12 protein-coding genes are annotated in these 13,766 nt (G+C 63.4%); 1 reads left to right on the top strand and 11 read right to left on the bottom strand.

The window, feature by feature from the left end; translation table 11 throughout:
* Positions 1 to 4 precede the first annotated feature (4 nt).
* The 7 genes from pcaH to uvsE all read right to left on the bottom strand — a co-directional run bounded on the left by pcaH (position 5) and on the right by uvsE (position 9,205).
* Complete coding sequence (pcaH, locus tag ACIPOO_RS10460) at positions 5 to 724, bottom strand: protocatechuate 3,4-dioxygenase subunit beta (RefSeq protein WP_274133479.1); 720 nt, start codon at positions 722 to 724, stop codon at positions 5 to 7.
* A gap of 126 nt (positions 725 to 850) precedes the next feature.
* Positions 851 to 1,780 (bottom strand): pca operon transcription factor PcaQ, encoded by a 930-nt coding sequence (gene pcaQ / locus ACIPOO_RS10455; protein ID WP_400606483.1) that lies wholly within the window; start codon positions 1,778 to 1,780, stop codon positions 851 to 853.
* Between the two features lie 340 nt (positions 1,781 to 2,120).
* On the bottom strand, positions 2,121 to 4,325 hold the full coding sequence (locus tag ACIPOO_RS10450) for an ATP-binding protein (RefSeq protein ID WP_400606481.1): 2,205 nt from the start codon (positions 4,323 to 4,325) through the stop codon (positions 2,121 to 2,123).
* Positions 4,322 to 4,945 carry a biliverdin-producing heme oxygenase gene (locus ACIPOO_RS10445; protein WP_400606479.1) on the bottom strand — a complete coding sequence of 208 codons (624 nt, stop codon included), beginning with the start codon at positions 4,943 to 4,945 and terminating at the stop codon, positions 4,322 to 4,324. Before ACIPOO_RS10445 ends, ACIPOO_RS10450 begins: the two co-directional genes overlap by 4 nt.
* A gap of 139 nt (positions 4,946 to 5,084) precedes the next feature.
* On the bottom strand, positions 5,085 to 6,710 hold the full coding sequence (locus ACIPOO_RS10440; protein ID WP_274133475.1) for an NADP-dependent glyceraldehyde-3-phosphate dehydrogenase: 1,626 nt from the start codon (positions 6,708 to 6,710) through the stop codon (positions 5,085 to 5,087).
* Between the two features lie 119 nt (positions 6,711 to 6,829).
* Positions 6,830 to 7,954: a diguanylate cyclase gene (locus ACIPOO_RS10435; RefSeq protein ID WP_400606477.1), complete on the bottom strand. Its 1,125-nt coding sequence runs from the start codon at positions 7,952 to 7,954 to the stop codon at positions 6,830 to 6,832.
* A gap of 204 nt (positions 7,955 to 8,158) precedes the next feature.
* Positions 8,159 to 9,205, bottom strand: coding sequence for a UV DNA damage repair endonuclease UvsE (gene uvsE / locus ACIPOO_RS10430; RefSeq protein ID WP_400606475.1), 1,047 nt, complete (start codon positions 9,203 to 9,205; stop codon positions 8,159 to 8,161).
* 202 nt (positions 9,206 to 9,407) lie between these two features.
* Here uvsE and msrA point away from each other — a divergent pair, with 202 nt between their 5' ends.
* Positions 9,408 to 9,914, top strand: a complete 507-nt coding sequence (gene msrA, locus ACIPOO_RS10425) for a peptide-methionine (S)-S-oxide reductase MsrA (RefSeq protein ID WP_274133472.1) — start codon at positions 9,408 to 9,410, stop codon at positions 9,912 to 9,914.
* A 15-nt stretch (positions 9,915 to 9,929) separates the two neighbouring features.
* On the opposite strand, the gene ACIPOO_RS10420 is transcribed toward msrA, so the two are convergent.
* From ACIPOO_RS10420 to ACIPOO_RS10405, 4 genes are all read right to left on the bottom strand, one after another.
* Entirely contained in the window at positions 9,930 to 10,796 is an 867-nt protein-coding gene (locus tag ACIPOO_RS10420; protein WP_400606471.1) for an ABC transporter substrate-binding protein, read from the bottom strand.
* Positions 10,786 to 11,565 (bottom strand): ABC transporter permease, encoded by a 780-nt coding sequence (locus ACIPOO_RS10415; RefSeq protein WP_274133470.1) that lies wholly within the window; start codon positions 11,563 to 11,565, stop codon positions 10,786 to 10,788. Before ACIPOO_RS10415 ends, ACIPOO_RS10420 begins: the two co-directional genes overlap by 11 nt.
* A 2-nt stretch (positions 11,566 to 11,567) precedes the next feature.
* Positions 11,568 to 12,443 carry an ABC transporter ATP-binding protein gene (locus ACIPOO_RS10410; RefSeq protein WP_400606468.1) on the bottom strand — a complete coding sequence of 292 codons (876 nt, stop codon included), beginning with the start codon at positions 12,441 to 12,443 and terminating at the stop codon, positions 11,568 to 11,570.
* Positions 12,444 to 12,717: 274 nt separating this feature from the next.
* A complete protein-coding gene (locus ACIPOO_RS10405) occupies positions 12,718 to 13,764 on the bottom strand; it encodes an ABC transporter substrate-binding protein (protein ID WP_274133468.1) in 1,047 nt (348 codons plus the stop codon).
* Positions 13,765 to 13,766 lie beyond the last annotated feature (2 nt).

The following is a 13,766-nucleotide window of genomic DNA, read 5'->3' as shown; positions in this document are numbered from 1 at the left end:
CTCCTCAGACGTTCTCGAAGTGGGTCTTGCGCTGGCCGCGCAACACGATGTCAAAGCGGTACGCCAGGCAATCCATGGGATTGGCCATGCTCATGTCCAGCTTTGCGATCAGGCTCTGCACGGCGTCCGGGTTGGCGATGGACTTGACGATCGGGCACAGCGGGATCAGCGGATCGCCTTCGAAATACAGCTGTGTGATCAGCCTGGTGGAGATCGACGGGCCACTGATGGAAAAGTGGATATGCGCCGGGCGCCAGTCATTGGGGCCGTTGCGCCACGGGTACGGACCAGGCTTGACGGTGCGGAAGCTGTAGTTGCCGTCACGGTCGGTCAGGCAGCGGCCCACGCCGCCGAAGTTTGGGTCCAGCGGTGCGAGGTAGGCGTCTTTCTTGTGGCGATAGCGGCCGCCCGCGTTGGCCTGCCACATCTCGACCAGGGTGTGCGGCACCGGCTTGCCGTATTGATCGATGACCCGGCCCGCCACGATGATGCGCTCGCCAACAGGCAGGCCGCCGTTGTTGAAGTTGAGCAGCAAGTCGGCGTCGTGACGACCGAATTGCAGATGGGTGAAGTCCGGGCCGCTGGTTTCGGAAACCGATTGCGGGATGCTCACCAGCGCCTGGCGCGGCGAACGCAGGATCGAGGTCTTGTAATCAGGGGTCAGGGCCTTGGGGTGCCAATTACGGTCGCGAATGGCGAAGCGGCTGTCGTGGGCGTCAGACATGCCAGTCTCCTGTTCTAGTTATTGGAGGTTGGCGCCTGCGATGCACAACAGCAGGCGATGGCGCAGTGTCCCGCGCTATCGCCTATGGCAAAACTGAAATAAACACTCTGATCCATAACCAAATGGTTATGGATAAAGGCCCTCACGGTAGGCCTGCCCCACTTCCCTGAGCGTGTCGACGCACCACTGCGCGGCGATTGGCAACGGCAAGGCCGGGTTGCTGCACAGGCCCACCGAGCCGCCGGGTTCGCGAATTCCCAGCTCAAGCTCGGCCAGTTCGCCGCGGGTCAGGTCCTGGCGCACCGCATCGAAAGGGGCGATCCACACCGCATCGCTGCATTGCACGTAACGACGGCTGAGGGTCAGGGACAAAGTTTCCAGACGCTGGCGTGGCGGGCTAATGCCATGCTGGACAAACAGGCTGTCGGCGAACTTGCGAATGGTGGTGCCCGCCAGCGGCAGCACCAGCGGGAAGTCTTCCAGGGAAGCGCGATGTTCACTTGCGGCCAGCAACGGATGGCCGTCGCGTACTACAAGCGTCATCGATTCGCTGTACAGGTGCTCGAAACTCAGGCCCAGGATCTGCGGGCTGTCGGTCATGCGCCCGACCACCAGATCCAGTTCACCCAGGCGCAGTTGCGACAGCAGGTAGGCACTGGGCCCGGTGGCCACGCTGACCACCAGCGCCGGGTGCCGCTCATGCAGGCGCCGGATCACCTCGGGCACCAGCAAGCTTTCCACGGTGGACAGCACACCCAGGCGCACCGCGACCGGCTCGTGCTCGCCGGAACGCAGGCTGTTCACACCCTCACGCAGCGCCTGCACGCTGGGGCCCGCGTAGCGCATGAACGCCACCCCGGCTTCGGTCAACGCCGCTCCGCTCTTGCTGCGCACGAACAGGCTCGCGGACAGCAGGGTTTCCAGCTCCTTGAGCGTCTTGGACAACGCCGGCTGGCTGATGGCGAGCTTGTCCGAAGCCTTGGCCAGGCTGCCTTGGCGTGCGACTTCGAGAAAGCACAGCAAGTGGCGGAATTTGATGCGGGTGTCGATGTTCACTTCGATGAGCCTTGGAATGAGCTTGGGGTGCCGCACTGGGTGCTTTTGATTCTGCCCGAAGGGCGTAGGAGCTGGCTTGTCCTGCGATCTGCCGCGAAGCGGCGGTAAACCCTGAATGCACGGTCTGCCTGACACGCCCAAGGTGCCTGATTTTACTGCTGCTGCGCAGCAGATCGCAGGACAAGCCAGCTCCTACGGCCTGCGGCCAGAAACGAGATCGGTGTACGGCCAGACACCGAGAGCCGTTTATGGCCAGAAGCGAGATCGGTGTACGGCCAGACACCGAGAGCCGCTCATGGCCAGTAGCGAGATCGGCGTACGGACAGATGCCGATATCAGCCTACGCCACTGGCACGGTAAAGCGGAATTCGCTGCCCACGCCCAACTCGCTGCTGGCCACCAGTTCGCCGCCGTGGGCCTTGACGATGCCCTGGGAGATGTACAGCCCAAGCCCGGTGCCGCTGGGGTTGCCTTCGCGGATGCGCCAGTAGCGCTCGAACACGTGGGGCAACTGGTCGGGGGCGATGCCGGCGCCGGAGTCGTTGATACGGATCTCGACGAACTCGCCCTGCACCGTCGCCACCACGCTGATCCGGCCTTCCTTGGGAGTGAACTTGATGGCGTTGCCCACCAGGTTCGACACCACCTGGAACATGCGCTCGGTGTCGGCCATGATCCTGAGGCCCGGCTCGCTGGTGAAGGACAGCTCAATGAACTTGTTCACCGCCATCGGCGCCAAGAGCGACCAGGCGTCCTCGAAGAACTGCGACAGGTCCACGGGCTGCGGCGAAATCGAATAGCGTCCGGCCTCGATTTTCGAGGTGTCGAGCAGGTCTTCCAGCAGGTTGGTCATGCGTGCCGTCGCCCGTTGCAGGGTGTCGATGGCCGAGTTCAGACGCTTGGAAGACGGACTCACGTCAGCGGCGATCACCCGCTGCATCATGCCGCACTGCATGACGATGGCGGTCAGCGGGCTGCGCAGGTCGTGGGACACCACGGCCACCAGCTCATCGCGGGCGCGCACGGCGTCTTTTTCGCGCAGCACCTGACGCGCCAGATCCGCCTCCAGCGCCGAGCGCCGCAGATCGGACACCGCGTAGACCTCGCCCACGCTCCAGGCCCTGGCGGTCGCATCGACCTGCTGCTTCCACGCCTCGAATGATTCACGCGGCTGCAAGCGATTGGCGACCACCCGCTTTGACGCATCGGGGTTGCCGCTCCACTTCACGCTGCCCTTCACTTCCGGGCGAAACCACATCACCGCGTTCTCGACAGGCTTGGGCAGGCTGAAGGCCAACAGACCGCTGGCGATGGCCGGATAGTCGGCGGCAGCAGGGAATTCACGGCTCAGGTTCGCGGTTTCGATCACCGGACCCGGCTGCGCCTGCACCCATTGCCCCAGCGCCTTGACCTGCTCGGCGGTCGGGCACTGGCCGATCAGGTGCATTTGGTCTTCGATCAGCACCGCCGCCCCTTCGGCGTCGGCCAGGGCGAGCAGATCCTGGGCGTGGTCGATCAAGCCCTGATAGACGTCGCCTTCGACCTCGCCCATCGCCTGGGCCAAAGATTTCAACAGGCTGCCCTTGGCCTCGCGCTGGCGCTGGGCTTGCACTTCCTCCAGCGCGCTGATCTGCATCGACAGCACCTGGCCGATGGTCTGACAGGCGGCGCGCAAGCGGTGAGGCACGCGCAGGGGCTGACGATTGCCGCAACTGATCAGGCCCCACAGCCGGTCATCCTTGAGCAGGGAAATACTCATGGACGAGCGCACGCCCATGTTGCGGATGTACTGGCAGTGGATCGGCGAAACGCTGCGCAGCACGGCAAAACTCATGTCCAGCGGCTGGCCGTTGTCGGGGCGCAGCGCAGGCAGCATCGGCACCGGCACATAGGTTGCGTCGGGGATGATCCGCAGCCAGTTCAGGCGATACAGCTCGCGGGCCTGTTGCGGAATGTCGCTGGCGGGGAAAAACAGGCCCTGATAGGCGTCCAGATCAGGGGTCGCGGACTCGGCGATGACCTGGCCGTGGCCTTCTTCCTCAAAGCGGTAGATCAGTACCCGGTCATAACCGGTCAGCGCGCGAATTTCGTTGACGCTGATCTCATACAACTCGGCCAGGGACCTGGCCGTTTGCAGGCGACGCAGGGTCCGGGTCAGGTGCCGGTCCAGAGTGCCGTCAGCCTCCTGGACCGCTTCAAGTTCGAGAAACAGCAGGCCGTCGTGGCGATGCAGCAAGCCGTCGAATGCACGCCCGGCAAAGGTCAGCGACAGCGGGTCGAGGTCTTCCAGCGAGCCGCTGGCCAATGCCTGACGCACACAGGCGAACGCCTCCTCACCCAGCCAACGGGCCAAGGGCTGGCCTGCGGCGGCGCCATCGGCACCCAGCAGTGCCTGGGCATTGGCACTGGCCTGCTGCACGATCCAGCTCGACTCATCGACCGTCAGCAACGCGCCATGGGGCTGGATGGCACCCGGAATGCGAATGGGCTCATCGGCGCAGGTCTGCAACAACGCTTCCAGCTTGTGTTCGTTGGCAATCGTCATTGCAGCACTCCCTGGCGGTCCAGCCATTGGGCGAAACAGGCGAAGGTCGCGCACGCGGCGTCAGCGACCTGTGGGTTATGGTCAGGATGATCGAACTCGGCCAGGCGTTGCAGAAAGGTCTTCCACAGCCGACCGGTATCGCGGCCATAGACGTCGAGAAACTCACCGCCGCTGTCGGCATCGATCCCCAACCGCTGCGCGATGATCCGCCGCAACACCTGGCCGCCCAGCGTGGCGCCTTCCATCACGTACAGGATGCCGAACAGATCCGCAGGGCCGTTGAGCTGCGGCAAGTCGCGGCACAGCGGCAAGGCCTGAATCTGCGCATGGCTCAGACCCAGTGCGTGCAGATCCTTGAGCAGTGCGGGAACCTTGTGGCGCTCAGGGTCGGCGTGGGGCCCTGCAAAACCCTCGATGAGCTGCTGCAAGGGCGCATGAAAGCCGTAGTAAGCCTGGATGATGCGCCGGTAGGTCGGCAGGTCGAGATCGGGGTGGGTCAGGGGCAGCCGGGCTTCCAGCGCCCTGTGCTGCTCGGCTGTCGCTGCACGCAGCAGCTGCAGGACCGGTGGGACAGTGCTTGCGCACCTTGTGGGTTGTAACTCGGGGATGGTTTCAACCAAGCGCGGCAACGTCCGAAAAAAGTTGGGAATCCTTGGAGTGTAAAGACAGCCGTGGGTTCAAGGCAAAGAAAAGCACGCACGCCCCAGGCATGTCAGGGGCGTGCGTCAGTCAAAGGGCCACACGATGGAGGCCCGGGCATCAGAAGATGTAGTCGGTGGTCAGGAAGCTCGACTCGCGATTGTGGATGATGTCGCTGACCAGCGCCTTGTTGCTCTCCTGGAACTTGGTCGCCACCAGCGTGCGGATCGAAAACACCCGCAGGGCGTCGTGCACCGAGAGCGTGCCCTCGGCCGAGTTCTTGCGGCCGTTGAACGGGAAGCTGTCCGGGCCGCGCTGGCACTGGGCGTTGATGTTGATCCGGCCCACCTGATTGGCGAAGGCATCGACCAGACGCCCGACCTGCTTGGAGTCGTTGCCGAAGATGCTCAGTTGCTGACCGAAGTCGGAGTCGAGCACGTATTCGATCACCGTTTCCAGGTCCCGGTACGCCACCACCGGCACCACGGGACCGAACTGCTCCTCGTGGTAGACGCGCATGTCCGGGGTCACCGGGTACAGCACCGCCGGGTAGAAGAACTGCCCGTGGGTGGTGCCGCCGCCTTCGTTGACGACCTTGGCGCCCTTGCTCACGGCGTCATCGACCAGGCCTTGCAGGTAGTCGGTCTTGCCTGGCTCAGGCAACGGGGTCAGGGCTACGCCCGGCTCCCACGGCATTCCGGGTTTGAGCTGGGCGAGTTTTTCCTCGAATTTCTCCAGGAAACTGCCGACCACGTTTTCGTGCACGAACATGATCTTCAGCGCGGTGCAGCGCTGACCGTTGAAAGACAGGGAGCCGGTGATGGCTTCGCTGACCGCGTTGTCCAGGTTGACATCCGGCAGCACGATCCCCGGGTTCTTCGCGTCCAGGCCCAGTGCGGCGCGCAAGCGATGCGGCTTGGGGTGCAGCTTTTTCAGGGCACTGGCGGCCTTGTTGGTACCGATGAAGGCAAACACGTCGATCTTGCCGCTGGCCATCAGGGCGCTGACGGTCTCGCGGCCGCTGCCGTAGATCACGTTGATGACACCGGCCGGGAAGCTGTCGCGGAAGGCTTCCAGCAGCGGGCGAATCAGCAGCACGCCGAACTTGGCCGGCTTGAATACCACGGTGTTGCCCATGATCAGTGCCGGGATCAGCGTGGTGAAGGTTTCGTTCAGCGGGTAGTTGTAGGGGCCCATGCACAGGGTCACGCCCAGTGGCACGCGGCGGATCTGGCCCAGGGTGTCCTGTTCCAGTTCGAAACGGCTGGAGCGACGATCCAGCTCCTTGAGCGCACCGATGGTGTCGACGATGTAGTCGCATGTACGGTCGAATTCTTTCTGCGAATCCTTGAGGTTCTTGCCGATCTCCCACATCAGCAAGGTGACGACTGCGTCGCGCTGTTCGCGCATCAGCTTGAGAAAGGTCTCGACGTGGCGAATGCGGTCAACCACGCGCATCGTCGGCCAGGCGCCCTGCCCCCGGTCATAGGCCTTGACCGCTGCATCCAGCGCAGTCATCGCGGTGTCGGCGTCCATCAACGGAGTACTGCCCAGCACGACGCCTTCAAGGCCCGCGTCGGTCTTCAGCGATACGGGGCTGAGCACCGGCGCCAGCGGCCCTTGCCACTGACGCAGTTCGCCATTGACCAGGTACTCGCGCTGCTCGATGGCGGGGCCTGCACGGAACTGCTCGGGGATTTCATCGGCGCGGGGATACAGGTTGTCCAGGCGGTTTTGCAGGGTCATTTCTCTTTACCTCTTCCAATCGGTAACGTGCTGAGCACACTACGCCACAGGTGGGGAAGAATGAAAAGAGTTACTGCAAATGTCACGATCGGGTGACATGAAAGGATTCAGCAATCGCCTCAGGCCGTTGCCGTCTGATTGCGCCCCTGAGACTTGGCGCGGAACATCGCCTTGTCCGCCTCGTTGAGCAACGCGGTCAGGCTACGGTCATCGGCCCCCATGGCCGCAACACCGAGGCTTGCGGTAATCCCGCCCACCTGTTCACAGCTGACCTGGGTCACCGCCTGACGCAGGCGTTCGGCGGTTTGCCGGGCGATGTCCAGCGAGGCGTCGGTGAGCAGAATGGCGAACTCCTCGCCTCCCAGCCGGCCGCAGATATCCACCTCGCGGGTCGACTCGCGGATCACCCGGCCTATCTCCCGCAACGCCTGATCCCCGGCCTGATGACCGAAGGAATCGTTGATGCGCTTGAAGTGGTCGATGTCCAGCATCAGGACCGCCAGTGGCTGGTGATTGCGCTTGCAGCGTTCGTAGATCAGCGCAGCCTCGTGGAAGAACGCGCGGCGGTTCTTCAGCCCCGTGAGTTCGTCGGTCTGGGCGGCGTGGGTGGCGAGTTTGTGGGCGTATTCCATCTCCCGGGTCAGGCGGAACGCGGTTTCCATGGCCTCCGAGAGTTTGCGCGTTGCGCTGATGACGAACGAGGCGAACACCAGCGAGGCGACCGCCATGCCGATCTGCGTGGCGTCCGGCTGGACCAGCAGCCAGAAGGTACAGGGCAGCAACACAAGGCCGATGGAGGCGATGGTCATGGCGCGAAACGCCGAGTAGCACGACACCGCGCTGACCGACATGCCCACCGCGAACAGCAGCACAAGCGTGCGGGTCAGCAGGTCGCCGCTGCACATCAACGCCAGCGCCCCAGCGCCCCAGATCGCGGCCGTCAGCACCAGGGTCAGCCAGTACTTGCGCTCCCAGCGTTCCGGGGTCCGGGTATCTGCGCAGCTTCGGAAATAGCCGAGCAACAGCACGATGCGCAGCAGGGTCGCCGCACCCAGCACGCTCAGCCAGAGGATGACCACAACAGGATCAACCCGCTGCCAGCACAGCCAACTGAGCATCAGGGCGCCGAGGAAACTGCCGGTGACCGAGAAAAAGGTTTGCCGGAACAGCAACTGCAAACGATCGGTCCGCACTTGCGCCCGGATCTGCACATCGCGTTCGAGTTGAAACTCATTGGGGTGCATCGGATCCCGCCTGTCCATGCCACGCTGACCGGCGGATTGTGGCACCCGGCCATGACGGTATTCAACATGGATCGCTGCAATTGGCGAGAAAAGCCTCGCCGACCTTTTGTCGACGAGGCCCGTAGGAGCGCGCTTGCCCGCGACGGCGATGGGTCATCCGATACCAAGGTGTCTGGCCCGACGCTGTCGCGGGCAAGCGCGCTCCTACAGAATCCGCAAGGCCGCACCCGTCGGCAGCACGAACCGCTGATAAAACTCTTCAACCGCCAGGTTCTTGTCCTTGGCCTCGAACATGATGTCGAACCTGTCCAGAAACTGCCGTGCGTAGCCGTTGGTCCAGTCGTTCCACATGCGGTCGCTGTGCAGGTACAGGTCGCGCTTGTTGACCACCTTCAGCAGGTCGTCCATCTCAAGCTTCTGTTCGGCGGTGAAGCCCAGCGCCTGCAGGCTTTCCGGGGCCTGGGAGTAGTGCATCACCGGCCGCACCCCGCGCCAGCTGTCGATGATCCGTGCGACACGTGGGTCGTCGGGCGAGATGTAGGCGCTCTCGTGAATCCAGCAGTGGTGAATGTCCAGCACCATCGGCGCAAGATCAGCCAACTGCAGGCAGTCATCCACGCCATAGGTTTTCTCGTCGTTCTCAAAGGTGATGCAGTTGCGGGCGACTTCGGACAGCCGCGGCCACACCTTGCGCACACCCTCAGCGCCGAGTTTGCCTGCGATGTGCACATTGCATTTGAAATCCTGAAACTGCCTGCCGTAGCCCATCATGCGGATCATGTCGGCGTGGTATTCGAACTCGGCCAGGCTGTTCTCGACCACCTCGGGCCGGTCCGAACCCAGTACGCAGAACTGCCCCGGATGAAACGACAGCCGGATATCCGCCTGGCGCGCCGTATCGCCAATCGCAGCGAATAACTGTTCCAGACGCGCCATCAGCGCCGGGTCACGGTAGAACTCCAGCACCTTGGGGTGGCTGTAGAACGGCAGCAGGTCGCTGGAGAGCCGCAGCATCCTGCGCCCCACCGGCAACTGCGCCACGTAGCCCAGCAGGCGAATCTGCGCCGCCAGGTTATGCTCGACGATTTCCAGCAGTTTTTCCCGGGCCACCTGCAGCGTGACGCTGTCCATCCAGCGCAGGGTGGTGGTGCGCGGGTTGTAGCCGCCTTCCAGGGCCTTGAGTTCCTTGAGCGACAACGCACGCTCAGGATGGCGGTACATGCAGGCAAATCCGATACGGGGGGTGCTCACGATGTTTCCTCAGATGGGCGTTCAGGCCAATGGCCCGCTGTGGGATGGACAGCGGACCCGGCCACCCGGTTCGCTTTTCAAGCGAGGCCTTTTACGGGGAACGCTCGCCCCTTTCAACCCTTGCGCAGGCGAGCGCGCCGCGAGCACACTGGCTGACGTATCGAAATCTACACGCTCACCGAGCGACTGGAAGGACTGAACCATGACAAGCCAAACACAAACCGCGCTGCTGGCCGGCGGCTGCTTCTGGGGCATGCAGGACCTGCTGCGCCGCTATCCGGGCGTGCTGTCCACGCGGGTAGGCTACTCGGGCGGCGACGTCGAGAACGCCACCTACCGCAATCATGGCACCCACGCCGAAGCCATCGAGATCGTCTTCGACCCTGCGCTCATCAGTTACCGGCGCATTCTGGAGTTCTTCTTCCAGATCCACGACCCGTCCACCGCCAATCGCCAGGGCAACGACATCGGCCTGAGCTATCGCTCGGCGATTTTCTACTTCGACGACGAGCAAAAGCATATTGCTGAAGAAACCGTGAAAGACGTCGACGCCTCAGGGCTCTGGCCCGGCAAGGTGGTCACCGAGATCAGCCCGGCCGGCGCGTTCTGGGAAGCCGAGCCCGAGCATCAGGATTATCTGGAGCGCATTCCCAACGGCTACACCTGCCACTTCATCCGGCCGAACTGGGTGTTGCCGACCCGCGCCTGAACCGCTGACCGAAGATCAGTGGCAGACCAGTCCGTCGCTGATCTTCATGCTGTCCACCAGATACGCATTGCTGCGCAGGTCCCATGCCCTCGCCTGCCCGCCTTCGGACTGCCAGTGGCGCAGGCCCGCTTGTAGCAGGCGCAGGCTTTTCGAGTCCGCTTGCGCGAGGTACACACGGGCGTCGCTGCTGGCCTCAAGGGTCTGCGGCAGCAAGCGATGGAAGCGCCAGTCCGGGGTCTGCAACAGGCTTTTGAGCACCGTTCGTTCATCGGCCAGGAACGCACAGTCCCCTGACAGAAATGCGGTCGCGGCGCGAATGCCGGAGGCGTAGGTCTGCACTTGCGCGTGCTGTTTGTGCAAGGCGTCGATCCATGGACTGCCGAAGGCCACGCAGACACTCTGCCCGGCTATGGAAGACTGCGGCGCATTGCGCAGACTCACCAGTGCGCCGTGCTCGAAGGCATCGGGCACCGCACGCAACGACGCACGCTGTTTCTCAAGGCCGGCGACGTCGGCGCTGCCAGCGATCACCGCATCGACTTTTCCGCTGTTCAAAAAGCCTGCAAGGTCCTGGGAAGGAATCGCCGCCAGTTGCACCTCCAGGCCCAGATAACGCCCCAGTGCCTGAGCCAGTTCGCTGTCCATCTCGTCTGGCTCGGATACCAACGCTTCGGTGCTGTAGGTGGGCCTTGGGTAGCTGCGCACACCAATGCGCAGCACATGCTGCTCTTTTGCCCTTTCCAGCAGCGGCCCGGGTGCCTGTTCAGCCGCATCGAGCAGCGGCAGCAGCCACACCGCGCACACCGCCGCGCCACCGATCAGCACAGCGAGGCTGTAACTGATCCAGCCGCCACTCAAGGCTCGCTCCGTGTTAACCGGCATGTTTCATCCCGCGCCGCCAGCGGGTAAACCGCCGCTCCAGCAAGGCCAGCAGGAAATTCAGCAGCAGGCCTACCACCGCCAGCAGCAGGATTCCGGCGTACATGCTCGGGATCTGGAACACTTCCTGGGAATTGAGCGTCAGGAAGCCCAGCCCCGAATGGGCACCGATCATTTCGGCGGCCACCAGGGCCGTGATGCAATACGCACCGGCCAGCCGCACCCCGGTGAAAATCGACGGCGCCGCAGACGGCAACACGATCTTCAGGAACAGGAATCGCCGGTTGGCACCCATCGACAGCGCCGAGTTGATCAGCAGACTGTCCACCTGTTTCACCCCGGTGATGGTGCTGAGCAGGATCGGCCAGAACGACGCCCAGAAGATGATCGCCACCTTGGACAGCTCGCCGATCCCCAGAAACAGGATGAACACCGGGAACAGTGCCAGCGCCGAGGTCTGGCGAAAGAACTGCAACAGCGGGTCGAGGATGCGCTCCAGCCGCGCAAACCAGCCCATCAGCAGGCCCAGCGTGATACCGGTGACGATCGCCAGCACAAGGCCCGCCAACGAGCGCACCAGGCTGGCCTGCAGGTGCTTGATGAGCGCGCCGTTGCCCGCCATGTCGAAGATCGCCGCGAGCACTTCGGAGGGCGGGCTCAGGTACCCGGGATTGACCACGCCGAGGCGCGGCAAGGCCTCCCACAGCGCGAGAAAGATCAGGATGCCGATGGAACTGTCCGCCGTCCGGCGCAAGGTTCTCTTGATGCTCATGCCTACACTCCGATCCGGTAGCCGCTGCTCAAGGCGATCTGTTGCCAACTGAATTCGCGAGCTTTGCCGGGCAGTTCAAGATCGCTGGCTGGCGCACCGCCCATGGCTTCGCGCAATGACAGCCAGGCGCGCTGGCGCAGATGGACGAAATCGTGGCTGTTGCGCACCTCGGGCAAGCGTGGGCGCGGCAGGTCGATGTCGATGATTTCCCTGATCCGACCGGGGCGCGGGGTCATGACCGCCACCCGGTCGGACAGGAAAATCGCTTCGTCCAGGCTGTGGGTGATGAACACGATGGTCTTCTTGTGCAGGCTCCAGATGCGCAGCAGTTCGTCCTGCAGGGTTTCGCGGGTCTGGGCGTCCAGCGCGGCGAAGGGTTCGTCCATCAGCAGCACGTCGGGCTTGTAGACCAGCGAGCGGGCAATGGCCACGCGCTGGCGCATGCCGCCGGAGAGTTCATGGGGATAGCGCGAGGCGAAGCCGGTCAGGCCCACCAGGTCCAGGTATTCGCGCGCCTGCTCACGCCGTTCGGCCTTGCCGACGCCACGGATTTCCAAGCCCACGGCGATGTTGTCCAGCACTGTGCGCCAGGGCAGCAAGGCATAGCCCTGAAACACCACGCCCTGATTGCGGTTGATGCCTTGCAGCGGTTTGCCGTCGATATTCAGCGTGCCGCCGCTCTTGCGCGCAAGGCCGGCGAGGATGTTCAGGTAAGTGGACTTGCCACAGCCCGACGGGCCGAGGATCGACAGGAACTCGCCTTCGCGCACATCGAGGTCGAAATCCTTGAGCACCTCGACCCGCTCGCTGTTGCCCGCCTCGTCCTGCGCCTGATATTCCATGTGCAGGCCGGATGTTGAAATTTTATGCACTGCCATTGCGTATCCAGATTAATCATTGATTGTATTACGCCCCATCGGCGTTCCACCCGTCCCGTAGCAGCACGGCTTGCTGGCGGGTGCGGTGGGTCAGGTGCAGATAAGTCATCTGACGCACCGCTCCCGCGGGCAAGCCCGGCTGCTACGGAGGTTGAGTGTTGCCACCGTTCGCGTTCCACCCCCGAACCCGTAGCAGCACGGCTTGCCGGCGGGCGTGGTGGGTCAGGTAAAGATGACGCGCCTGACACACCGCTCCCGCCGGCAAGCCGCGCTGCTACGAGGACTGAGTGTTGCCTGCCTTGGCCAACACATTGAACTGGTTGGTGTACACATCCTTCACTGCCACCGCGCCGGGCTTGATCTTTTTCTCGTTCTGCAGGATGTCGATGTAGTACTGAATCGGTGGCTCGGTGACGACCAGGTCGTCGATGTAGGCGTAGCGTTCCACCAGTTCCAGCGGTGTGCCGATGCGCTGGGACACGATCTTGCGCGCCTCGTCGGGGTTGGCGTTGACCCAGTTCGCGGCCTTGGCGATGGCGCTGACGAAATCCTCGGTGGCTTCGGGGTTTTCGCGGATGAACTTGCCGTAGCCGCTGTACGGCGCCATGCCGCCCAGGCCCTTGTCCAGGTCGTAGTCACTCCACAGCTTGCGCAGTTCGGGGTTGTGTTCGGCGCCACCGGATGCCGGCGGATGGATGATCGCGATGTCGATGTTGCGCGTGACCAGCGTCTGCTCGCCCTGGTTGTCTGGCACCACCACCCAGTTGATCTTGTCGACGTCCACCTGATGCTCGCGCAGGTACTTCTTGGTCACGAACTCGGCGCAGGCGCCGAAGCTGTTGAAACCCACGGTTTTGCCTTCCATGTCCTTGGGCGTGAAGATCCCCGAATCGGCGCGCACGAAGTACTTCATATGCGGTGCTTCCTGCAGGGTCTTGCCGCCTGCGGCGACCACCTTGAGGTCCAGGCCGCTGGCAATCGCCGAAATCACCAAAGGCACCATGCGCGACCCGAAATCGATCTCGCCGGTACCCACCAACGGGATGATCTGCGGCGCGGCAATCTTGCCGATGTAGTTGGGACGGGTGCGGGTGCCTTCGAAGTAACCCAGCGAGTCGGCCAGGTACACCAGGTCGAACGAGGGGTTGTCCGGGTATTTGAAGCTGACCACCTGATCGGAGCGCTTCTTGATGATGGCCGGCGCAGCGCTCGCGGTCTTCTCGGACTTGTCGCAGCCCGGCAGCAGCAACCCTGCCGCCCCCGCCGCGCCCAGCAGCGCGACCTGCTTGATGAACGTCCTGCGGCTGTTGTGTTCTTGCATGT

The sequence above is a fragment of the Pseudomonas sp. NPDC090201 genome (genome assembly GCF_044746825.1).
Taxonomy (GTDB): domain Bacteria; phylum Pseudomonadota; class Gammaproteobacteria; order Pseudomonadales; family Pseudomonadaceae; genus Aquipseudomonas; species Aquipseudomonas putida_AD.
Note: the sequence above shows the minus strand (reverse complement) of the source record. Positions and strands in the feature narration are given on the sequence as shown.